We start from the raw sequence: 19900 nt of genomic DNA, 5'->3' as shown, positions 1-19900 counted from the left end.
GTTGACAGTAAAAAACACCGGCCACAGGCCGGTGTTTTTGTTTTGGCGACTGAGCTAGGCGGAAGGGGTGTTCCGCGTCAGCGGGGCAGTAGTTTCGTTGCTGGATTGTCGCATCGCCCTCGGGTAGTAACGCGGGTCGAGGCGCAAGACCAGCAGGCTCATCAGCATCAGGCCGGCCAGCTGCCACTGCCAGGAGGCGGCGAAGTCACCGCTCAGGTGATGCAGGCGGGCCGCTACCCAGGGGCCGGTGGCCGCCAGCATGAAGCCGAATCCCTGCATCAGGGCGCTGAGGGTGCCGGCGCGGCGCGGATCCGGCAGGTGATCGAGCGCGATGACCATGATGAGGGAGAAGCTGCCGCCAAGCCCGGCGCCGCACAGCATGCACCAGAGGATGGGGGCGGCAGTCGGCGCCAGCCAGAGGCCGCCAAAGCCGGCCAGTTGCATGGCGATGGCCAATCCCATCCAGGGTCGGCGGTCGAGCCGACGGGCGGCCAGCAGCGGCAGGCCGAGGCCGCTCACGGTCTGGGCCAGCGCCAGCCAGGCCACCAGTTCGCCCCCCTGCTGGGGGCTCCAGCCCTGCGCCATGTAGGCTGGCGCCAGCCAGGCCACGACGATGCCGTAACCGCTGTTGATGATGCCAAAGCAGCTTATCAGCAGCCAGCTGCGGGGCAGGCTGATGAGGCGCTGCTCGCCGCCGCCGGACACAGCCACCGGCGCTGCGGGCAGCCGTACCCGCCAGCCGAGCCAGCCCATGGCCAGCAGCACCGGCAGGCTCCACAGCGCCAGCGCCTGGGACCAGTCGAGCCGGGCGGCGAGCTGCGGGGTGAGGCTGGCACCCAGCGCCCCGCCCCCCATCATGCAGGCCGAGAAGATACCCATCACCAGCGGCACCTTCTGCGCAAACGCCTGCTTGATGAGGCCGGGCAGTACCCCCTGCACCAGGGCTGAACCCAGTCCGCAGAGGGCGGCACTGGCGATGAGCAGGGCGCCGCTGCCTGCTTCGAAGCGCATGGCGCTGCCCAGTCCCAGCAGCAGCAGGGCCGCACCCAGCAGCTGACGCGGCCCGGTGCGACTGCGCAGGGCCGGGGTGAGCAGCACGCCGCCGCCGATGAGCCAGAGCGGCAGCAGGGTCAGCCAGGCCAGGGTGTCCATGCCAAGCCCGAGCGCTTCGGCAATGTCGCGGCTCAAGGGGCCGATGGCGGTGAGAAACGGCCGCAGGTTGAGCCCAATCAGGATCACCAGCACCAGCAGGGCCTGCTGCTGGCGCGCATCGACGCGGGCCTCAACCATGGTCTGGTGCACCGTAGAGCTCGGCGGCGGCCAGCGGGCTCGGCAGCTTGATAAGCGGCAGGGGGGCTGGCGCGAGGGGCAGGCCCAGCTTGTGGTAGGCGGCCGTGCTGTCAAAGCCGAACGGGGCCGCATCCTCGTTATCGAAGGCATAATAGACGGCGGCAATGCCGTTCATCACCAGGGCGCTCAGGCACATGGGGCAGGGGTGACCGCTGGCGTAGACGATGGCGCCCGCCAGAGGCCCGACCTGGCTGGCCTGGCGCAGGGCTTCCAGCTCGGCGTGGCGGGTGGGGTCGCCATCCTGGTGCATGCCGTTGACGGCGCTGGTCACCAGCTGGTTGTCTCGCACCAGCAGGGCGGCAAAGGGGCGGCCTCCTTGCTGGCGGTTATGAAGGGCCAGTTGCAGCGCCTGCTCCAGCCACTCCTGATGGCTGGGGTTGGCGGTCAGCGACGCGATCAGGCGTGAGCCGGCGGGTTCGGCAAGGGAGTGGGGCATGACGGATCCTCGAGGCAAGGGGAGGAGACCAGCCTAGCGGGGGAATCAGTCATGGGGAAATTAAATGATAGAATGGCATCCAGTGGTTTTGTAAATGGAGTCGCCATGCTGGATCCCCTCTTGCTGCGCAGCTTTGTCGCCATCGTCGACAGCGGCAGTTTTACCCGCGCCGGTGAACGGGTACACCTCACCCAGTCCACCATCAGCCAGCAGATGCGGCGCCTCGAACAGCAGCTCGGCTGCCCGCTGCTGGACCGCTCCGGTCGCCAGGTGGTGACCACGGCAGAGGGGGAGAAGCTGCTGGGGCTGGCCCGCAGCATCCTGGCCCTGCTGGCCCGGGCCGAGGAGCAGGTGGCCGAGGCCAGCCTGCAACTGAGCCTGGGGGTACCGGAGGATTTTGCCGCCGGCGCCATCGCCCCGGTGCTGGCAGCCTTTGCCCGCGATTACCCGCAGGTGCGGCTGGAGGTGCACAGCGGCCTCAGTCACGAGATCTGGCAGCGCTTCGAGGCCGGCGAGCTGGATCTGGCGCTGGTCAAACAGGCGCGGGGACAGGGGGCGCCGCGCGCCTGCTGGCGCGAGCCGCTGGCCTGGGTCGACAGCCGTGCCTGGCCCGCCAGCGAGCGGGATCCCTTGCCGCTGGTGGTGTTCCCGAGCGAAGGGCTCTATCGGCGGCAGGTGACCGAGGCACTCGACGGGATGGGGCGGCGCTGGCGCATCGCCTACGTCAGCGCCAGCCTGGCCAGCCTGCAGGGGGCGGTGAGCGCCGGGATCGGGGTCAGCCTGCTGCCCCGGCGCTTGCTGCAGCCGGATCAGCAGGAGCTGACCCACTGGCCGGCGGTGGCGCCGGTGGAGCTGGCGCTGCATCTGGGGGCGGAGCGCGGCGAGCCGCTCACGCGCCTCTGCGAGGCCCTTATCAGCCTGTGCGATCGGGTGATGGGGCCCGCTGAGCGGTGAGGGGACGCAGGCAGGGGCCTGCTTAGCGCACCCTGGTGCGCACGATGAGCAGGGTGATGAGCGCCAGGGTGAAGACGAGCGGGGCCCAGGCACCGTGATGGCTCACCAGGGTCGCGCCGGCGGCAGCCACCCCGGCCACCCCCTGCTGCAGGAAGCCGCATAGGGCCATGGCGTAGGCGCCGTGCTCGCGGCCATCGCTCACTGCCAGCGCCATGCTGTTGGGAAAGAGCACCGCCTGCCCGAAGATGATGAGGCAGTAGCAGGTCATCATGGCCACCAATCCACCGCTGCCCTGCAGGGCGCCCAGTGCCCAGAGCAGCAGCATGCCACTAGCCGCCAGCAGTATGAGTGCGGCCCCCTGGCGCATCAGCTGGCGGCCTCCCACCCGGGCGACCCGCCGGTTGACCGTCATGGCGCCGGCGAAGTAGGCGATACCGATCAGCAATCCCAGGCTGCCGAAGGTAGTGACCTCGAGGGCAAACCCCTGCTGCAGCACGAAGGGGCTCACCTCCTGCAGGGTCACCGTGATGGCAAAGCCGATGCCACCGGCGCAGGCCGGCCAGAAAAAGCCGGGGCGGCGCAGCAGGCTGGCGTAACGGGCCCACATGCCGCCGCCCGTCGCCGCCGGATTGGGCCCCTGCAGCGGCAGGCTGCTCATCAAGAGCAGCGCCAGCACACCAACCCCGGCCATCAGCACGAATCCCAGCTGCCAATGGGCATAACGGCTGATGAGGCCGCCTATCCACTGACCACCGCCGAGGGCGGTAATGAAGGCGATGGAGAGCACCGAGAGGCGGCGCGCCAGCTCATCGCCGTGCCAGTGATCCCGCACCAGGATGCGGGCGATGATGGCCGCCCCGCCGGCCGCCACCCCTTGCAGGGTACGCAGGATCAAGAGCAGCGGCCCCTGGCTGGTGGTGGCCAGCAGCAGGCTGAGGCCGACAAACAGCAAGAGTGACAGGGCGAGGGGCAGCCGGCGACCGTAGCGATCGGCGGCGGCGCCCCAGAACAGCACCGGCAGGGCGGCGCCGATGACGAACAGCGAGATGGAGAGCTCGGCCCCTTGCCGGGTCATGGCGAGATCCGTCATCACAACGGGCAGGGAGGGGAGGTAAACGGTGGTGGCCATCTGGGCCATGAAGACGATGAGGCAGGCCAGCGTCATGATGCGGGCGGAGCGGCTCCAGAGACCGGCCTGGTCGAGACATTCCTGGTTATCCATAACAACTCTCGGGCAGTAAGGGAGCCATATCCTTGCACTGCCCGAGCGCCGAGTCAGCCCCTCGTCTGGGTTAAACCGTGCCGGTTTATCAGGGCAGAGAGCGCGGGATGCTCAGGCGATGGCCTGGCGCGGCAGCACGGCGAGCCAGAGTTCGACCTCGCCGCTGCCGGTGTCCGGGTCAAAGGCGGCGCCATAGCGCTCGAAATCGGGCTTGTGGGCCGACTGGTAAGCGGACTGCGCCAGCCAGTCCAGCGCCTGCTGCCAGGTGTGCGGCATGGTCGAGACATGCCCCTGATGCAGGAAAACGGCATAGGTCTGGGGCTCGATGCGCATCCGCCCCAGCGTCTTGGGCAGCACCTCCAGCGCGGCGACCTCCACCGCACACATGTATTCGCACTCGGTGGCGGTCACGCCGCAGATGACGCCATAGGCATGCTCGCCCAGCTGGCCCGGCAGCGGGCCGAGGGCGCTGAAATCGCGCCATTGGCCGCCGAAGTCGGCGTGGGCGAAGGCATGGTGACGACGCAGGCCGCCAAGCAGCATGGGGCGGCCGGTTTCAATACGGATGGGATCTGTCATGACACCTCCTGTGCAGGATGGGGTAGCAGCGCTGCGCGCTCAGCACTCTTTGCCTTCGTTGAGCTTGCGCTGATAGTCCGCGGAGACGATGGCCAGCGCCGCCAGGGCGAGGGCCGGCTCAATCCGGTTGGTCTCCAGCAGTTCGATGAGATCCACCGCGAGCTGGACCTCGGGCGGGGCAGTTTCCAATGACATGACAGACTCCATAGCGGGGAAAACGCCATTATACAGGGCCGCTGCCGGATGGGGACCTGTCTGGTGTTGCGGGCGACCCGGCTAGAGGTGCTGGCGCATCTCCAGCTCGATCTGCTCACGCAGGGCCATCAATTTGAGGGCGTACTGCTGCAACTGCCGATCGCTCTCGTTTTGCGGTTGCCACTGGGGCACCGGAGTCGGTTTGCCGCTCTCGTCCATGGCCACGAAGATGATGATGCAGTGGGTGGTCTTGTGGCGCTCCCGGCTGGCCGGATGGCGGCTGTAGACATCCACCGCCAGGTGCATGCTGGTGGTGCCGGTGTGGATCACCTGGGCGTGCACCTCCACCAGCTGGCCTATCTGGATGGGGCGCAGAAAACGGATCCCCCCCACGTAGACGGTCACCGCGTAGCCGCCGCACCAGCCGGCGGCGCAGGCGTAACCCGCCTGATCGATCCACTTCATCACCATGCCGCCGTGTACCTTGCCGCCGAAGTTGACGTCGGCGGGCTCGGCCAGAAACTGCAGGGTCAGCTCGCGGGGTGGGGTCATGGGTGCTCCTTGATTGAGGGTCATTGCCGGTAGCTCTTGCGATAGGCGTCAGCCTGCTGGCAGGGGGCCAGGTTGTTGAGATCGGGTCGCTTGTTGCCCTCGCGCTGACCAAAACTGGCGAACTCCTGCTGGCATTTGGCGGCCTTGCCGCCCGCCTTGATGCAGGCGTCGATCCGCTGTTGCTTGCCCTGCTCGACCAGCTGCTGCTGGGCCTGCTGGCAGGCGGCATCCAGCTTGGCTTGCTGGGCCGGGCGATCGAGCTCGCTGGCGGCATGGGCGGGACCGAACAGCAGGGCCAGGCCGAGGGGGATCCATGGGGTGAGGGTGCGCATCCGGTTGCTCCTTGTTGACCTGTTTCAGGTATACTGCGAATGGCGACGGGATGCACAGGCTCTGCTGAGATAATGGGCTCTCATTCACTCTTGGTTCATCGGCTCGGCGCAAGCATGGGGAGTCAATAGCGAGGAGTCATGATGAAACAGATGCTTGATCAGTTGTTGGGCGCTGGCAAAGGCTGGCTCAACGAAGGCGGCGACAGCCGCAAGGCGCAGATGAAGGGGATGGCGCAAGGGGGCCTGGCGGCCGGCGCCATGGCCCTGCTGCTTGGCAACAAGAAGATGCGCAAATATGGCGGCAAGGTGGCGGCGGTGGGCGGCGCGGCGGCGCTCGGCGGGCTGGCCTACAAGCTCTATCAGGATTGGCAGGCCCAGCAGTCAAGCCCGGCCCAGCCGACCCAGCCCCTCGATACCCTGCAGGGCAATGCGCTGGATGCCAGAGCCGCCCTGCTGGTGCGCGCCATGGTGGCGGCTGCTCGGGCCGACGGTCATATCGACGGCGACGAGCGCCAGAAGATCCAGCAGTACCTGACCGAACAGGGCCAGAGCGATGCGGCCCGCTGGATCGATGCCGAACTGGCCCGCCCGCTCGACCCCCATGCCCTGGCGCGGGAGGTGACCGACATGGAGCTGGCGACCGAGGTCTACCTCGCCTCCCTGCTCGCCATCGAGGTGGATCACTTTATGGAGCGCGGTTATCTGGACGAGCTGGCGCGCGCCCTCAAGCTCGATGACAACCTCAAAGGCAGCATAGAGCGGCAGGTGGCCCAGCTGGTGCAGCCGGTCTGAACCCCGTCAGGGACAAGGATTGTCGATGAGGCCCCGTCACGGGGCCTTGTTGTGTCTGGTCACTGGTCACGGCACTTCTTATTGGCGCGGGCAGCCACTATGATGGCTCTTCGGCCAAAAGGGAGCAGATGAGACCGTCTCATCGCCAGGGCACATCATCGATCATCGCCAGGACACAGAGGCAAGGAGCATTGATTGGAAATACGCAAGGCACAAGAGCAGGACATCGACGCCATCCTCGAGCTAAACCGGCAGATAGGAGAGATCCACTTCGAGCAGGCCCCGCAGGTCTTTTGTCCTCCGTCCCCCGAGGAGCGGACTTTCTTGCTGGCGGCCATCGCCGCCGAAGGACGGCTGTTTTGTGTTTCCGAGCAGGAGGGGGCCGTGGTGGGCTTTTTGACCGCCCGCATCGACATCAACGAGACCATCCCGTTTCTCTGCAAAGAGCCCATCTGCCGCATCGGCACCGTGGTGGTCGATGAGGGGCGCCGCTCCCAAGGCATCGGCAAGGCGCTGATCGCCCATTGTGACGAATGGGGCAAGGCGCACGGTGCCCACCAGATCCGGCTGGAGGTGATGTCGTTCAACGAACGGGCCAAGGCACTCTACGAGGCGTTGGGGTTCAAGATGTTGTCACAGACCATGGCCAGATAAGCCAGGTTATCTCCCAAACAGAGGCCCGTTATGGGCCTCTGTTGTTTGCTCTTGTCACCGAATTATTTTCTGTCGTTCTTTGGTCATCGGTTGCCAATATTGAGTGAAACAATATTATTTTGCTGCGTAGTCATTGATGGCGAAATTGCGTTGCAAGTCAGGCTTGTCATATTTAGCAACAACTTGTGCAATTGTAAGTAAATGTAATTTCACCCTTTACTCCGGGTCGGTGAAGATTATATTTTGAAAATGTACTTAACCCGTCATGGTGGCGATTTAATAAAGTAGGCCATGGTGACAAATAATATTGACTGATGACCTTTCTGTTTTTTATAAGGCGGGTCTATTTGCATTTTTTATCAGGAGATTGAAATGAAAAACTCTATTGTCGCAGCCACTCTGGTACTGGCTGGTTCCGGTTTCGCTGCCAATGCGGCCACGGTTGGGGATATCGCCGTGTATGCCACAGAAAAATCGCACGGTTCTATATCGATAGGAACCAACAACGCGTACACAAAAACCTTTGATATTGCCTTGGCCAAACTATCAGGTGGTGATATTGATTTATCAAAGATGTGTTTGAAAGCATACGGCAGAAATAATCAGGTGTTCAACGCTGACACTGTGGATGAAGCCCTGCTGTCAGGTGTTCTCAAGCAGGGGGGAATGGTAAAGGGGATTGCTGTCTTTGCCGATAATAATGACGCTGTCCTTGACGCCACTCTGGTGAAAATATCTGACAACTGCCATTAAATGGCACTCCTTATCGGTGGCTGGGTAAATGCCTGTTCCCATATGCAGGGGGCAAGCGCACTTCCCACTCGGGTCATGTGTTATTAAGCCAGAGCTCTATTCATGTGACGCGCTCTGTTTGAGTGTGGCGTCGATAAGCCCGGCCAGTTTGATCAGGGCCGCCTCCAACTGCTCGCTCCAGGGATGGGAGCTGTTGAGGCGCAGACAGTGGTTGTGCAGCCCCTTGCTGGAGAAGAGGGCGCCGGGGGCCAGTGAGAAGCCGCTGGCCAGCGCCTGGGCGTGCAGGGCGCGGCTGTCGAGGCGCGGATCAAACTCGAGCCAGAGAAAATAGCCGCCATCGGGGGAGGAGATGCTCACTTCCCCCGGCAGCAGGCGCAGCAGGGCGGCCCGCATCTGCTGCTGGCGCTGGGCCAGGGTGTGGCGCAGCCGGCGAAAGTGGGCATCCACGCCACCCTGGCGCAGCATCTCGGCCAGCGCCAGCTGGCTTGGCACATTGGTGGAGAGGGTCGACATCAGCTGCAGTCGCTGCACCCGCTCGGCGTGGCGACCGGCCACCACCCAGCCGACCCGAAAGCCGGGCGCCAGGCATTTGGAAAAGGAGCTGCACAGCAGGCTGTCGCCACTGGTATCCCAATACTTGATGGGCCTTGGCCGCTCGCGGCCGAAGTAGACCTCGGCATAGACGTCGTCCTCCACCAGCGCGACCCCGCGCCGGTTGAGCAGGGCCATCAGCGCCTGCTTGTGGTCATCCGGCATGGTGTGACCGAGCGGGTGCTGGACATTGCCCATCAGCCAGCACGCCTTGATGGGGCGCTGGGCGAGGGCCTCCTCCAGCAGGGCGAGATCGATGCCCACCCCCGGGATCACCGGGATCTCCACCGCATTGAGCTTGAGTCGCTCGATGGCCTGCAGGGCGCCGTAGAAGGTGGGGGACTCCACCACCACCCAGTCGCCCGGCTCGGTCAGCACCTGCAGGCTGAGGGAGAGTGCCTCCATGGCGCCGGTGGTGATGATGATCTGCTGGGGATCTACCGCCAGCCCCTCGCCGGCGTAGCGCTGGGCGATGGCGCGGCGCAGCGCCTCGTTGCCGGGGGGCAAGTCTGCCACCGTGCTGAAGGGGTCGAGCCGGCGCATGCTGCTGGCCAGCGCCCGGCCGAGCTGGGGGTGGGGGAACAGGGTGGGATCGGCCACCGCCATGCCGAGCGGCACCAGTTCCCGCGACTTGCTCGCCTGCAACACCTCGAACACCAGATCGTTGATGTCTACCGAGCCGCTGTAGTGCGCCTGCTGGGGCAGGCTGGCGGCCGGGCGGGAGGGGGCCGCCTTGACGTAGTAGCCGGACTGGGGCCGTGCCAGGATGAGGCCGCGGCTCTCCAGCAGTTGGTAGGCCTGCAGCACCGTCATGGGGCTGAGGCCATGGGTCTTGCAGCTCTGGCGGATGGAGGGAATGCGCTCCCCCGGCTGCCAGAGGCCGCTCGTTATCTGCTGTTGCAGCTGATCTGCCAGCTGGCCGTATAGGGACATGGGATTGTTAAACTGTTATAGGTGTATTTCACTATAACTGCATCTGTTATAGGTGTCATGGACCGTGATGTACTTAACGGGCGAAACCTGTCTGTTAAATGCAACATAGAGAGTCATGCATGATAAGCCTGGATGATGTGGTCAGCCTCTCCCGAATGCAGTTCGGGGCGACGGCGATGTTCCACTTTCTGTTTGTGCCCCTTACCCTGGGGCTGTCCTGGATCCTGGTGATCGCCGAGTCGGCCTACGTGATGACCGGCAAGGTGATCTACAAAGACATTACCCGTTTCTGGGGCAAGCTGTTTGGCATCAACTTCGTGATGGGGGTGACCACCGGCATTACCCTGGAGTTCCAGTTTGGCACCAACTGGGCCTACTACTCCCACTATGTCGGCGACATCTTCGGCACGCCGCTGGCGGTGGAGGGGCTGATGGCCTTCTTCCTCGAGTCCACCCTGGTGGGTCTGTTCTTCTTCGGCTGGGACAAGCTCTCCCGCGGTCAGCACCTGCTGGTGACCATGCTGGTGGCGCTCGGCTCCAACCTCTCCGCGCTCTGGATCCTCATCGCCAACGGCTGGATGCAAAACCCGGTCGGCGCCGAGTTCAACCCCATGACCATGCGCATGGAGCTGGTGGACGTGGCTGCGGTGATCTTCAACCCGGTGGCCCAGGTCAAGTTCGTGCACACGGTGGCGGCGGGTTATGTGGCGGCCTCCCTGTTCGTGATGGGGGTGAGCAGCTGGTATCTGCTGCGCCGCATGGAGGTGCGCTTCGCCCTGCGCTCCTTTGCCATCGCCTCGGGCTTTGGTCTGGCGGCCATCCTCTCGGTCATCGTGCTGGGCGACGAGTCGGGCTATCGCACCGGTGAGGTGCAGCAGGTGAAGCTGGCCGCCATCGAGGCGGAGTGGCACACCGAGCCGGCGCCCGCCTCCTTCACCCTGTTCGGCTTTCCGGATCAGGCCGCCGAGACCACCCATGCCGCGGTGAAGATCCCCTATCTGATGGGCATCATCGCCACCCGCTCCCTCGATGAACAGGTGACGGGCCTCAAAGATCTCAAGGCGCGGCACGAGGAGCGCATTCGCAGCGGCATGCTGGCCCACGAGGCGCTCGAAGCGATGCGGGCAGATGGCAACAATCAGGCGGCGCGAGCCACCTTCGAGCGTCATCGCCAGGATCTGGGCTACGGCCTCTTGCTCACCCCCTATGCCAAGGAGATTGGCAAGGCGGACGAGGCGGCCATCGCCAAGGCGGTGGCGGACTCCATCCCCCAGGTGGCGCCGCTGTTCTGGAGCTTCAGGCTGATGGTGGGCATCGGCGTGGTGCTGCTGGCGCTGTTTGCTGCCGCCTTCCTGCAGTTGTGCCGGGGCAAGCTGGTGCAATCCCCGCGTCTGCTCAAGGCCCTGTTCTGGTCTATTCCGCTGCCCTGGATTGCCATCGAGGCGGGCTGGTTCGTGGCCGAGTTCGGTCGCCAGCCGTGGACCATCAGCGACGTGCTGCCGGTGTCGGCGTCCGTCTCCTTGCTGACCCCGGGCCAGCTCTGGTTCAGCCTGATCTCCATCTGTCTCATCTACACCAGCCTGCTGGTGGTGGAGTTGTTCTTGTTGCGTCATGTGATCCGCAAAGGGCCCGCCAGCCTGCAGACGGGTCGCTATCAAGGTGAAGTGTTGCAAAACGGGAGTCCTGCCTGATGGATTACGAAACTCTGAAATTGATCTGGTGGGGGCTGGTGCTGTTCATGCTGGTCGGCTTCGTGGTGATGGATGGCTTCGATCTCGGCGTGGCCATGCTGCTGCCGGTGGTGGCCAAGAACGACGAGGAGCGGCGGGTGCTGCTCAACAGCGTGGGGCCGGTGTGGGAGGGCAACCAGGTGTGGCTCATCGCCGGGGCCGGCGCCCTGTTCGCCGCCTGGCCGCTGGTCTATGCCGCCGCCTTCTCGGCGCTCTACGTGCCCTTCATGTTCCTGCTGTTCGGCCTGTTCCTGCGCCCGGTGGGCTTTGACTATCGCAGCAAGCTGGCGGACCCGGTCTGGCGCCGCTGGTGGGATCGCGCCCTAGTGGTGGGCGGCCTGCTGCCGACCCTGGTGTTTGGCGCCACCTTGGGCTTTCTGCTGCAGGGGCTGCCGTTTCGCTTCGATGCGGCCCTGCGCATCCACTACGGTGCCTTTGACTTCCACTGGCCGCTGCTGTTGACCTGCATGGGGACGGCGCTGGCTCTGTTGTTGCTGCACGGCGCCAGCTTCCTGCAGTGCAAGACCCAGGGGGAGATCGCCCGGCGCTGCGCCCGCCAGAGCCTCTGGCTCGGCCCGCTGGCGAGCGGCCTGTTTGCCCTGGGCGGCGTCTGGCTCAGCCAGATGGCCGGCTACCGGGTGCTGGAGATAGGGGATATCAACGGGGCGCTCACCCCGCTGATGAAGGAGGTGGGGGTGGCCCAGCAGGGCTGGCTTGCCAACTTCGTCGCCCATCCCTGGCTCTGGTGCGTGCCGGCGCTCGGCCTGGTGCTGCCCATGGTGAGCAGCCTGGCCAGCGCCCGCGAGCTGCCGCGCACGGCCCTGCTCGCCAGCGGCGGCGCCTGCGCCAGCATGATGCTGACCATCGCCATCGCCCTGTTCCCGTTCGTGCTGCCTTCGTCGCTGGATCCGTCCAGCAGCCTGACCCTGTGGGACAGCACCTCCAGCGAGCGCACCCTCTTCATCATGCTGGGGATTGTCGGGGTGCTGATGCCCATCAACATCGGCTACACCCTCTGGGTCTACCGGGTGGTGCGCGGCAAGATGAGCGCCCAGCAGATCCGCCAGCACGGCCACAGCCTCTACTAACCCTCTTCAACCAAAGGATCATGCGATATGTGGTATTTCACCTGGATTCTGGGACTGGGCTTCGCCCTGTTGTGCGGGCTGGTCAACCTGCTCTGGCTGGAGGCGCGCTGGGCCGCCGATGAGGATCTCAAGGAGTCTTGAGACGCAGCCATGAAAAGGCCGACACAGGTGTCGGCCTTTTTGCATCCTGCTGGAGGGTTAGCTTAGGCGGGGAGGGCGACCCGGGCGGCCTGCCGCTCGCTGACATGAGTGAGGCCGTAGGCCAGCAGCACGATCAGCGCGCCGATCCAGGGGGTGTGCATCAACCCCAGGTGTTCCACCACCAGACCGCCGACGACGGAGCCGAGCGCAATGCCGACGTTGAAGGCGGCGATGTTGAGGCCCGATGCCACGTCCACCGCCCTGGGGGTGTGCTGCTCGGCCTGTTTCACCACCAGCACCTGCAGACCCGGCACGTTGCCAAAAGCAAAGGCGCCCCACACCAGCACGGTCAGTACCGCCAGCACCGGGTGCGGCGCGGTGAAGGTGAGCACCAGCAACACCAATGCGAGACCGGCAAACAGCAGCTTCAGCGCAGGCAGCGGGCCCATCTTGTCGGCCAGCTTGCCGCCCCAGATATTGCCGACGGCGACCGATACCCCGTACACAAGCAGAATGAGGCTCACCGCGCCGGCACTAAAGCCGCTCACCTGCTGCAGGATGGGGGCGAGGAAGGTAAAGGCGGTGAAGGCACCGCCGTAACCAAGGGCGGTTTTGGCGTAGACCAGCAGCAGCGGCTTCTTGGTCAGTACCGAGAGTTGCTCGCGGATGGTGGAGGCCTCCCCCTTGGGCAGGTTGTTCGGGATCAGCAGCAGGCTGCCCACCATGGCGACGAGGCCGAGCAGGCTTACCGCCAGAAAGGTTTCACGCCAGCCAAAGACCTGACCAATCCAGGTGCCGAGCGGTACGCCGGTCACCAGCGCCACAGTGAGGCCGCTGAACATGATGGCGATAGCGCTCGCCGCTTTCTCTTTGGCCACAAGACCCGTGGCGATGGTGCTACCCACCGAGAAGAAGACCCCGTGGGCCAGCCCGGTCAGGATGCGGGCCACAATCAGACTCTCGTAACCCGGGGCCTGCCAGGCCAGCAGGTTGCCGGCGGTGAAGAGCGCCATCAGCCCCACCAGCAACCACTTGCGCGGCACCTTGCCGGTCAGTGCCGTCAGCACGGGGGCGCCGATGGCCACGCCAAGGGCATAGAGGCTGACCAAGAGGCCTGCGGAGGGGAGCGAGACATTCAGCTGCTCGGCGATGGTGGGGATAAGCCCCACGATCACGAATTCGGTGGTGCCGATCGCATAGGCACTCAGGGTGAGGGCAAATAACGCCAGTGGCATAACAACTCCTTGGATAGGGACTCCCGACGGGAGAATGGCGCCAGTATGCCGAGGGCGTTTGTTGGTAAAAATGACGGTGACATCAAATTACTTTTGCCAAATCAGCAGCAATCATCGCGATGGCTCGGGTCTTGTCGGGCGGGGAATTGTGTGAGTGGTGCACAAAACCAAAAAAAGCGGGAGGCACAGTGCCTCCCGCTAGGGGTTGGAGAAATATCCCGGATCGTTATTGCCTCCTTTCTCCCTTGGCGGGAGAAGGGTCGGGGATGAGGGGCATTCTGTATATGCAGCAAAACTAGCCGAGGGTAGCCTGCTATACCCTCACCCTAGCCCTCTCCCATGGGGAGAGGGAACAATCCAGTTGAACCTGCTTATTAGTCCCAATCTGGCGCAAAATCCGGGTTGGCGCAGCGCTCGCCCCGCTCCAGGGTAGCGATGGCGGCCATCTCCTCGCGACTGAGTTGCACCTTCAGCGCTGCCAGGTTGGCGGCCAGATTCTCCCGTTTGGTGGAGCTCGGGATCACCGTCATGCCCTGGGCCAGCAGCCAGGCCAGCGACACCTGGGCCGCCGAGACGCCGTGGCGCTTGCCGATCTCCATCAGCAGCGGCTCGGTGAGCACCTTGCCATAGGCGAGCGGCATATAGGCGGTGATGGCGATGCCATGGGCCTGGCAGAATTCCACCACCTTGCGGTTTTGCAGCAGCGGGTGGATCTCCACCTGCTGATGGGCGATGACGCCCGGCCCCAGAATATCGATGGCTTCTTTAAGCTGGGCCACGGTGAAGTTGGAGACCCCGATCTCGCGGGCCAGACCCCGGGTTTTGGCCTCGGCCAGCTGCTCCAGATAGACCGCCATCGGCACCTCATCCTTGGGGGAGGGCCAGTGAATAAGCGCTAGATCCAGATAGTCGGTGCCGAGTTTTTCCAGGCTCACCTCCAGGCTTGGGAGCAGCTTGCCCGGGCCGAACTCGCTGGTCCACACCTTGGTGGTCAGGTAGATATCCTGGCGGGGCACGCCGCTCTCGCTCATCAGCTGGCCCACTTCGGCCTCGTTGGCGTAGATCTGGGCGGTGTCGATATGGCGGTAGCCAAGCTCGAGCCCTTGCAGCAGGGAGTCGCGCAGGGGTTGGCCGGTCAGGCGAAAGGTTCCAAGACCCAGGTTGGGCATCTTCATCATGTTATTCCTCAAATAGGTTGCAAAAGGGCGCTCAGCGGCGCGGAAAATCAGGCGTCCAGCGGCTGATAGCGGCGAATGGTGCTGCCGGCAAACCAGGGCTCGGCCTTGGCGACAAATTCGGTAAAGTGGGGCTGGCCCTGATGGGCGCGGAGGGCGGCCTCGCTCTCCCACACCTCGTAGAGCATCCAGCTGTGGGGATTGTCCAAATCCTGATGCAGCTGGTAGCGCAGGCAGCCGGCCTCCTGCAAGGTGGCGGCGATCAGCGGATCGAGGGCGGCACGAAACTGGGGGGCGAATTCGGGTTTGGCTTCAAGCTGGGCAATCACAATCACGGGGGATGACATCTGAACCTCCTCGTTAAGACGGGAGTCAGTATGCCCACCGTGACTTGCCCGAAACAGGGCCGCAGTCGCAAAACACTATTGAGATAAGAGCAGCAATGAAGGGACCGGGGCGAGGTGGTGGTGAGGAAGTCAGGGCGGTAAAAGGAGCAGGGAGCGCCGGGGCGCCCCCTTGTCATCAGGCATTGGCCGGCTCGGACCAGACCGCAAATTCATTGCCGCTGGGCTCGACGAAGTGGAAGCGGCGGCCACCGGGAAAGTCGAACAGGGGGCGAACTATGGTGCCCCCGGCGCCGGCTACCTTGCTCTGAGTCGCTTCAATATCGGCGCTGTAGAACACCATCAGGGCGCCGCCTTGCGCGCTCTGGCTGCACAGATCGGCGCGATAGAAGCCGCCATCCAGCCCTTCCCCCTCGAAGGCGCAATAATCGGGGCCATAATCGGCAAATTGCCAGCCGAAAGCGGCCTGAAAGAAGGCCTTGGTGGCGGCAAGATCTCTGGCTGCAAACTCCACATAGTTCAGTTTTTCATGGGCTTTCATTCAGTTCGTCTCTCTCATCATCAGCATCGGTGGGCTCAGCAAGTTGCTCCCACGGGGTCAGTTTAAGCTGCTTGTGCCGTAGCCAGAGCAAAGATGCCATGGTCAGGCCGAACAATCCTGCAAATAGCGCGATTTGGCGCAGGGCAAATAACGATTCGGTTCCCATAGGCCACCAGCTGAAAAACCACATCATCATGCCCCAGACAAGACCAAAGCTGATACCGAATGCCAGAGAGTTGGTTAGCCAACCTTCATAGTGAGGCGGTTTGACGGGATAACCGAACCTGCGCAGCAGTCTGCACAGAGGGGGATTGTAGTTGGCATGCCATACCCCTTTGCTCTCCAGTTCCTGATGGGCGGCGGTCAGCCGCTCTTCAAATGTCATGGTATTCATCCTTGTGAAATGAGAGGTGTCATACGGTGCTTTTCTGGCTGCATTGTACTGACAAATCGCCAGTTTGATGTGGGCTCGCGGTCACGTTCTTTCTCTGTAGAAAAAAGCACTGTCCTCACCGTACACTTGCCAACCCACAGCGGCTACGCCTATAAAGACCCATTACTCTTGTCTGGATTGCAGCAATGAAGACCCATTCTGATGAACTGACCCTGTTTGTGGCGGTGGTGGAGGCGGGCAGTTTTCGCCAGGCGGCGGAGAACCTCGGCATGGATAATTCGGTGGTGAGCCGCGGCATCAAGCGGCTGGAAGAGAAGCTCTCGACCGTGCTGCTCAACCGCACCACGAGGCGGGTCAGCCTGACCGAGGAGGGGAGCTGGTTCTATCAGCGGGCGGTGAAGATCCTGACCGAGATGAGCGAGGCGGAGGGGCTGCTGCTGATGCGCCGCGAGCAGCCGGAGGGGGTATTGCGGGTCGATGCCGCCACCCCCTTCATCCTGCACCGGCTGGTGCCCATCATCGGCGAGTTTCGCCGCCGCTATCCCGCCATCGAGCTGCAACTGCACAGCTCCGAGGGCTTCATCAACCTGATGGAGCGGCGGGTGGACATGGCCATTCGCATCGGCGAGCTGACAGATTCCTCCCTGCGGGCGCTGCCGCTGGGCCGCTCGCGGCTGCGGCTGCTGGCGTCCCCCGACTATTTGCGCGAGCGCGGCACTCCGCGCCAGCCGATGGATCTGCTGAGCGGGCACGAGCTGCTCGGTTTTTTGCACCCCGATCACCTCAACCACTGGCCGCTGCTGAGTCAGGAGCAGGGAGACCGCTTTCCCATCACCCCGACCCTGCGCGCCAGCAGCGGTGAAACCCTGCGCCAGCTGGCACTGCGGGGGCAGGGGATCGTCTGTCTGTCGGATTTCATGACCGGCCAGGATCGGATGAGCGGGGCCCTGGTGGAGGTGCTGGCCCGCAGCAACAGCGGTGCCTCGCGCCCCATCAACGCGGTGTTCTACTCCGATGCCCAGCGCGACATCCGGCTGCGGATCTGGCTCGATTTCCTCAAAGAGCATCTCGGCAGCGAGATGCTCTAGTCCCCGCGCTCTGACCTGGCTGCCCGCCAGAAAGGGCCCGCCGTGCTTGGGGTGCCTGCCGAGGCAGGATAGGGGGCGTCATCATGGGAGCTGCGCTAAAAAAGAGAGGCCGACATCGCTGTCGGCCTCTCACGTTTTTCAGCTCAAGACTGTGTCGGTTGCCCGATCACTCCTCTTCTGCCCAGCGGCGTGAACGTTCCACTGCCTTCTTCCAGCCGTTGTAACGCTTGGCGCGATCGTCGCGGTCCATCTGCGGGATGAACTCGCGGTCCACGCTGAACTTGTCTTCCAGCTCTTCCGAGCTCTTCCAGAAGCCGACGGCCAGGCCAGCCAGGAAGGCGGCGCCCATGGCGGTGGTCTCGATCCGGGTCGGACGTACTACCGGGGTGTGCATCATGTCGGCCTGGAACTGCATCAGGAAGTCGTTGGCTACCGCGCCACCGTCTACCTTGAGGGCGGCCAGCTTGATGCCGGAGTCTTGCTGCATCGCATCCAGCACATCGCGGCTCTGATAGGCGATGGATTCCAGCGCGGCACGGATGATGTGGTTGCGGTTGGCGCCACGGGTCAGACCGACCATGGTGCCGCGAGCATACGGATCCCAGTAGGGGGCACCCAGACCGACGAAGGCCGGTACCAGATAGACGCCGTTGGTGTCGCCAACCTTGGAGGCGAAGTAGTCGGTATCGCGGGCATCGTGAATGATCTTCAGCTCGTCACGCAGCCACTGGATGGTGGCGCCACCCATAAATACCGCACCCTCGAGGGCATAATTCACTTCCCCTTTCGGGCCGATGGCGACCGTGGTCAGCAGGCCGTTGTTGGAGCGAACCGGCTCGGTGCCGGTGTTCATCAGCATGAAGCAGCCGGTGCCGTAGGTGTTCTTGGCCATCCCTTTCTCGAAGCAGAGCTGGCCGAACAGGGCAGACTGCTGGTCACCGGCGATACCGGCGATGGGGATGCGGGAGCCGCCGCCACGGGTGGTGTAGCCGTACACTTCGGAAGAGGGTTTTACTTGTGGCAGCATGGACATGGGGATGCCCAGCTCGTCCAGCATCTTCTGATCCCACTTCAGGTCGCGGATGTTGTAGAGCATGGTACGGGAGGCGTTGGTCGGGTCGGTGACGTGCACTTCGCCGTTGGTCATCTTCCATACCAGCCAGGTGTCGATGGTGCCGAACAGCAGCTCGCCGTTCATCGCCTTCTCGCGGGCCCCTTCGACGTTGTCGAGGATCCACTTCACCTTGGTACCGGAGAAGTAGGCGTCCAGCACCAGACCGGTGTTTTCACGGACGTACTCTTCCAGGCCGCGCGCTTTCAGTTCTTCACAGATGGCCGCGGTGCGGCGGCACTGCCAGACGATGGCGTTGTAAATGGGTTTGCCGGTGGCCTTTTCCCATACCACTGTGGTTTCACGCTGGTTGGTGATGCCGATGGCGGCGATCTCTTCGCTGCGAAGGCCGCTCTTGGCCAGCACTTCGGTGAAGACGGAGGACTGGGTCGCCCAGATCTCCATCGGGTCGTGCTCCACCCAGCCCGCTTTCGGGTAGTGCTGGGTGAATTCGCGCTGGGAGGTCGCGACTATATTCGCATCCTGATCAAACACGATGGCACGGGAAGAGGTAGTTCCCTGGTCCAGAGCGACGACATATTTCTTTTCAGCAGACATGATGTTCTCCACGTTTTTATTTTCCACGTTTTTACACGTTGGGGAGGGCCGCTCTTAAGCGGCGGCCTCTTCTTTGGCGGTTTGGGCTGCTTGCTCGGTGGCGGCAACACGGTTGCCCGGCACACAGGGAGCCAACACTTTTACATAAAGAGCAGTACCGATCTGGGCACCGACGATGGGGCCGAGGATGGGAACCCAGAAGTAGGGGTTGTCACGACCACCGGTCATGGCCACGTCACCCCAGCCGGCCAGGAAGGCGAACAGTTTGGGGCCGAAATCACGGGCCGGGTTCATGGCGAAACCGGTTAACGGGCCAAGGGAGGCGCCGATCACCGCGATCAGGATACCGATCAGCAGGGCGGCGGCGAAGCCTTTGGGGGCACCGTTGTTGTTGTCACCCAGTGCCATGATGCCCAGCATCAGCACGGCGGTGATCACCATCTCGACTGCGAAGGCCTGCATGTTGGAGAGCAGGGCATTGGGGTAGGTAGAGAAGATGCCGGCGCTGCCGAGGCTCTCGACGCTGCCGCGCACCACGTTGTGGGTCACTTCCCACTGGGTGAAAAGGTTACCATAGAGGAAGTAGACCAGCGCCGCGAAGCAGAAGGCGCCGGCAACCTGGGCGATGATGTAGGGCACCACTTTGCGCTTGTCGAACCCGCAGAAGGTCATCAGCGCCAGGGTCACGGCCGGGTTGAGGTGGGCACCGGAGATACCGCCGGTGACATAGATGGCGATGGCGACGCCCAGACCCCAGGTAATGGAAATTTCCCATTGCCCGAAGTTGGCTCCCGCCAGCACCAGTGCGGCCACGCAGCCGACGCCGAAAAATATCAGCAGGCCGGTTCCGATAAACTCGGCAATGCATTCGCCAAGCAGGGTATTGGGTCTTTGTATGCTCATACCGTTATTCCTTATATCCACCCAGAGTAGGTTTGATGTTCCGTTTTGTTGTTTTTCATTCCCATTATTGCGTCCGAAAACGTTTCTTCTTGTTTTTTGAGCTGACGCAAACGTTATGCTCGTTTGCGCTCGTTCTCGGACGAGAGAGAAAATAAACCTAAATCGCCCATTCACCACTCCCTCCCCGCAGGAAATGTGGACAAGATCCCACTCATTGCTAAAAAAATGTGACGGAAAGCAAGTTGATAC

Annotated in this window: 23 protein-coding genes; 8 read left to right on the top strand and 15 right to left on the bottom strand. The window is 63.4% G+C overall.

All coding sequences use genetic code 11. The annotated features are described in order from the left end of the window. Positions 1 to 54 precede the first annotated feature (54 nt). Together OKB87_RS08165 and OKB87_RS08160 are read right to left on the bottom strand one after the other, a co-directional pair. Positions 55 to 1290, bottom strand: coding sequence for a cyanate transporter (locus OKB87_RS08165; RefSeq protein ID WP_270827097.1), 1236 nt, complete (start codon positions 1288 to 1290; stop codon positions 55 to 57). After that, a complete protein-coding gene (locus OKB87_RS08160) occupies positions 1283 to 1786 on the bottom strand; it encodes a nucleoside deaminase (protein WP_024943740.1) in 504 nt (167 codons plus the stop codon). Before OKB87_RS08160 ends, OKB87_RS08165 begins: the two co-directional genes overlap by 8 nt. A 105-nt stretch (positions 1787 to 1891) precedes the next feature. Here OKB87_RS08160 and OKB87_RS08155 point away from each other — a divergent pair, with 105 nt between their 5' ends. Next, the gene (locus OKB87_RS08155; protein WP_043166442.1) at positions 1892 to 2740 is read left to right on the top strand and encodes a LysR family transcriptional regulator; all 849 of its coding nucleotides are present in this window, start codon (positions 1892 to 1894) and stop codon (positions 2738 to 2740) included. 22 nt (positions 2741 to 2762) lie between these two features. On the opposite strand, the gene OKB87_RS08150 is transcribed toward OKB87_RS08155, so the two are convergent. The 5 genes from OKB87_RS08150 to OKB87_RS08130 all read right to left on the bottom strand — a co-directional run bounded on the left by OKB87_RS08150 (position 2763) and on the right by OKB87_RS08130 (position 5620). Next, positions 2763 to 3962 carry an MFS transporter gene (locus tag OKB87_RS08150; protein WP_270827096.1) on the bottom strand — a complete coding sequence of 400 codons (1200 nt, stop codon included), beginning with the start codon at positions 3960 to 3962 and terminating at the stop codon, positions 2763 to 2765. Between the two features lie 111 nt (positions 3963 to 4073). After that, the gene (locus tag OKB87_RS08145) at positions 4074 to 4541 is read right to left on the bottom strand and encodes a GyrI-like domain-containing protein (protein WP_270827095.1); all 468 of its coding nucleotides are present in this window, start codon (positions 4539 to 4541) and stop codon (positions 4074 to 4076) included. Positions 4542 to 4580: 39 nt separating this feature from the next. Then, entirely contained in the window at positions 4581 to 4736 is a 156-nt protein-coding gene (rsmS, locus tag OKB87_RS08140) for a pleiotropic regulatory protein RsmS (RefSeq protein WP_005299504.1), read from the bottom strand. Between the two features lie 81 nt (positions 4737 to 4817). After that, on the bottom strand, positions 4818 to 5288 hold the full coding sequence (locus tag OKB87_RS08135) for an acyl-CoA thioesterase (protein WP_270827094.1): 471 nt from the start codon (positions 5286 to 5288) through the stop codon (positions 4818 to 4820). Positions 5289 to 5308: 20 nt separating this feature from the next. After that, positions 5309 to 5620 (bottom strand): hypothetical protein, encoded by a 312-nt coding sequence (locus OKB87_RS08130; RefSeq protein ID WP_270827093.1) that lies wholly within the window; start codon positions 5618 to 5620, stop codon positions 5309 to 5311. A gap of 141 nt (positions 5621 to 5761) precedes the next feature. Between OKB87_RS08130 and OKB87_RS08125 the strand changes: the two genes are divergently transcribed. The 3 genes from OKB87_RS08125 (at position 5762) to OKB87_RS08115 (ending at position 7819) form a co-directional block, all read left to right on the top strand. Then, entirely contained in the window at positions 5762 to 6412 is a 651-nt protein-coding gene (locus OKB87_RS08125; protein ID WP_270827092.1) for a tellurite resistance TerB family protein, read from the top strand. A gap of 195 nt (positions 6413 to 6607) precedes the next feature. Continuing rightward, a complete protein-coding gene (locus OKB87_RS08120; protein WP_270827091.1) occupies positions 6608 to 7066 on the top strand; it encodes a GNAT family N-acetyltransferase in 459 nt (152 codons plus the stop codon). A gap of 372 nt (positions 7067 to 7438) precedes the next feature. Then, positions 7439 to 7819: a DUF4354 family protein gene (locus OKB87_RS08115; protein ID WP_270827090.1), complete on the top strand. Its 381-nt coding sequence runs from the start codon at positions 7439 to 7441 to the stop codon at positions 7817 to 7819. A gap of 96 nt (positions 7820 to 7915) precedes the next feature. Here OKB87_RS08115 and OKB87_RS08110 read toward each other — a convergent pair whose 3' ends face one another. Continuing rightward, complete coding sequence (locus OKB87_RS08110) at positions 7916 to 9343, bottom strand: aminotransferase-like domain-containing protein (protein ID WP_270827089.1); 1428 nt, start codon at positions 9341 to 9343, stop codon at positions 7916 to 7918. A 119-nt stretch (positions 9344 to 9462) separates the two neighbouring features. On the opposite strand from OKB87_RS08110, the gene OKB87_RS08105 reads away from it, so the two are divergent. Genes OKB87_RS08105 through cydX form a run of 3 tightly spaced genes read left to right on the top strand, consistent with a single transcriptional unit; the run spans position 9463 to position 12302 of the window. Beyond that, positions 9463 to 11034 (top strand): cytochrome ubiquinol oxidase subunit I, encoded by a 1572-nt coding sequence (locus tag OKB87_RS08105; protein WP_252376892.1) that lies wholly within the window; start codon positions 9463 to 9465, stop codon positions 11032 to 11034. Further along, positions 11034 to 12161 (top strand): cytochrome d ubiquinol oxidase subunit II, encoded by a 1128-nt coding sequence (gene cydB, locus OKB87_RS08100; protein WP_011705533.1) that lies wholly within the window; start codon positions 11034 to 11036, stop codon positions 12159 to 12161. Before OKB87_RS08105 ends, cydB begins: the two co-directional genes overlap by 1 nt. A gap of 27 nt (positions 12162 to 12188) precedes the next feature. Next, positions 12189 to 12302 (top strand): cytochrome bd-I oxidase subunit CydX, encoded by a 114-nt coding sequence (gene cydX, locus OKB87_RS08095; protein ID WP_005310033.1) that lies wholly within the window; start codon positions 12189 to 12191, stop codon positions 12300 to 12302. A 62-nt stretch (positions 12303 to 12364) separates the two neighbouring features. Here cydX and OKB87_RS08090 read toward each other — a convergent pair whose 3' ends face one another. The 5 genes from OKB87_RS08090 to OKB87_RS08070 form a co-directional block, all read right to left on the bottom strand. After that, positions 12365 to 13537 carry an MFS transporter gene (locus tag OKB87_RS08090; RefSeq protein WP_270827088.1) on the bottom strand — a complete coding sequence of 391 codons (1173 nt, stop codon included), beginning with the start codon at positions 13535 to 13537 and terminating at the stop codon, positions 12365 to 12367. A 374-nt stretch (positions 13538 to 13911) separates the two neighbouring features. Then, complete coding sequence (dkgB, locus tag OKB87_RS08085) at positions 13912 to 14715, bottom strand: 2,5-didehydrogluconate reductase DkgB (RefSeq protein WP_270827087.1); 804 nt, start codon at positions 14713 to 14715, stop codon at positions 13912 to 13914. A 47-nt stretch (positions 14716 to 14762) separates the two neighbouring features. Next, positions 14763 to 15059 carry a putative quinol monooxygenase gene (locus tag OKB87_RS08080; protein WP_029301317.1) on the bottom strand — a complete coding sequence of 99 codons (297 nt, stop codon included), beginning with the start codon at positions 15057 to 15059 and terminating at the stop codon, positions 14763 to 14765. Between the two features lie 175 nt (positions 15060 to 15234). Then, on the bottom strand, positions 15235 to 15597 hold the full coding sequence (locus OKB87_RS08075) for a VOC family protein (protein WP_049048765.1): 363 nt from the start codon (positions 15595 to 15597) through the stop codon (positions 15235 to 15237). Further along, entirely contained in the window at positions 15584 to 15982 is a 399-nt protein-coding gene (locus tag OKB87_RS08070; RefSeq protein WP_270827086.1) for a DUF6404 family protein, read from the bottom strand. The genes OKB87_RS08075 and OKB87_RS08070 overlap by 14 nt, the downstream gene beginning before the upstream one ends. Positions 15983 to 16176: 194 nt before the next feature. On the opposite strand from OKB87_RS08070, the gene OKB87_RS08065 reads away from it, so the two are divergent. After that, the gene (locus OKB87_RS08065; protein WP_270827085.1) at positions 16177 to 17079 is read left to right on the top strand and encodes a LysR substrate-binding domain-containing protein; all 903 of its coding nucleotides are present in this window, start codon (positions 16177 to 16179) and stop codon (positions 17077 to 17079) included. Between the two features lie 166 nt (positions 17080 to 17245). Here the strand turns inward: OKB87_RS08065 and glpK are convergent, their stop codons facing one another. Next, positions 17246 to 18748 carry a glycerol kinase GlpK gene (gene glpK, locus OKB87_RS08060; protein WP_270827083.1) on the bottom strand — a complete coding sequence of 501 codons (1503 nt, stop codon included), beginning with the start codon at positions 18746 to 18748 and terminating at the stop codon, positions 17246 to 17248. 54 nt (positions 18749 to 18802) lie between these two features. Continuing rightward, positions 18803 to 19651 (bottom strand): MIP/aquaporin family protein, encoded by an 849-nt coding sequence (locus tag OKB87_RS08055; RefSeq protein WP_029301314.1) that lies wholly within the window; start codon positions 19649 to 19651, stop codon positions 18803 to 18805. Positions 19652 to 19900: the final 249 nt, after the last annotated feature.

The organism is Aeromonas sp. Y318-1 (assembly GCF_027706125.1).
In the GTDB taxonomy this organism is placed as follows: domain Bacteria; phylum Pseudomonadota; class Gammaproteobacteria; order Enterobacterales; family Aeromonadaceae; genus Aeromonas; species Aeromonas hydrophila.
Note: the sequence above shows the minus strand (reverse complement) of the source record. Positions and strands in the feature narration are given on the sequence as shown.

Bases quoted from the DNA above. Each gene is read 5' to 3' on its own strand.
- glpK (WP_270827083.1), bottom strand. From the start codon at position 18,748: ATGTCTGCTGAAAAGAAATATGTCGTCGCTCTGGACCAGGGAACTACC.
- OKB87_RS08105 (WP_252376892.1), top strand. From the start codon at position 9,463: ATGATAAGCCTGGATGATGTGGTCAGCCTCTCCCGAATGCAGTTCGGG.
- OKB87_RS08065 (WP_270827085.1), top strand. From the start codon at position 16,177: ATGAAGACCCATTCTGATGAACTGACCCTGTTTGTGGCGGTGGTGGAG.
- OKB87_RS08160 (WP_024943740.1), bottom strand. From the start codon at position 1,786: ATGCCCCACTCCCTTGCCGAACCCGCCGGCTCACGCCTGATCGCGTCG.
- OKB87_RS08055 (WP_029301314.1), bottom strand. From the start codon at position 19,651: ATGAGCATACAAAGACCCAATACCCTGCTTGGCGAATGCATTGCCGAG.
- OKB87_RS08070 (WP_270827086.1), bottom strand. From the start codon at position 15,982: ATGACATTTGAAGAGCGGCTGACCGCCGCCCATCAGGAACTGGAGAGC.
- OKB87_RS08080 (WP_029301317.1), bottom strand. From the start codon at position 15,059: ATGTCATCCCCCGTGATTGTGATTGCCCAGCTTGAAGCCAAACCCGAA.
- OKB87_RS08165 (WP_270827097.1), bottom strand. From the start codon at position 1,290: ATGGTTGAGGCCCGCGTCGATGCGCGCCAGCAGCAGGCCCTGCTGGTG.
- OKB87_RS08155 (WP_043166442.1), top strand. From the start codon at position 1,892: ATGCTGGATCCCCTCTTGCTGCGCAGCTTTGTCGCCATCGTCGACAGC.
- OKB87_RS08125 (WP_270827092.1), top strand. From the start codon at position 5,762: ATGAAACAGATGCTTGATCAGTTGTTGGGCGCTGGCAAAGGCTGGCTC.
- OKB87_RS08150 (WP_270827096.1), bottom strand. From the start codon at position 3,962: ATGGATAACCAGGAATGTCTCGACCAGGCCGGTCTCTGGAGCCGCTCC.
- rsmS (WP_005299504.1), bottom strand. From the start codon at position 4,736: ATGTCATTGGAAACTGCCCCGCCCGAGGTCCAGCTCGCGGTGGATCTC.
- OKB87_RS08145 (WP_270827095.1), bottom strand. From the start codon at position 4,541: ATGACAGATCCCATCCGTATTGAAACCGGCCGCCCCATGCTGCTTGGC.
- OKB87_RS08075 (WP_049048765.1), bottom strand. From the start codon at position 15,597: ATGAAAGCCCATGAAAAACTGAACTATGTGGAGTTTGCAGCCAGAGAT.
- OKB87_RS08130 (WP_270827093.1), bottom strand. From the start codon at position 5,620: ATGCGCACCCTCACCCCATGGATCCCCCTCGGCCTGGCCCTGCTGTTC.
- cydX (WP_005310033.1), top strand. From the start codon at position 12,189: ATGTGGTATTTCACCTGGATTCTGGGACTGGGCTTCGCCCTGTTGTGC.
- OKB87_RS08110 (WP_270827089.1), bottom strand. From the start codon at position 9,343: ATGTCCCTATACGGCCAGCTGGCAGATCAGCTGCAACAGCAGATAACG.
- dkgB (WP_270827087.1), bottom strand. From the start codon at position 14,715: ATGATGAAGATGCCCAACCTGGGTCTTGGAACCTTTCGCCTGACCGGC.
- OKB87_RS08115 (WP_270827090.1), top strand. From the start codon at position 7,439: ATGAAAAACTCTATTGTCGCAGCCACTCTGGTACTGGCTGGTTCCGGT.
- OKB87_RS08090 (WP_270827088.1), bottom strand. From the start codon at position 13,537: ATGCCACTGGCGTTATTTGCCCTCACCCTGAGTGCCTATGCGATCGGC.
- cydB (WP_011705533.1), top strand. From the start codon at position 11,034: ATGGATTACGAAACTCTGAAATTGATCTGGTGGGGGCTGGTGCTGTTC.
- OKB87_RS08135 (WP_270827094.1), bottom strand. From the start codon at position 5,288: ATGACCCCACCCCGCGAGCTGACCCTGCAGTTTCTGGCCGAGCCCGCC.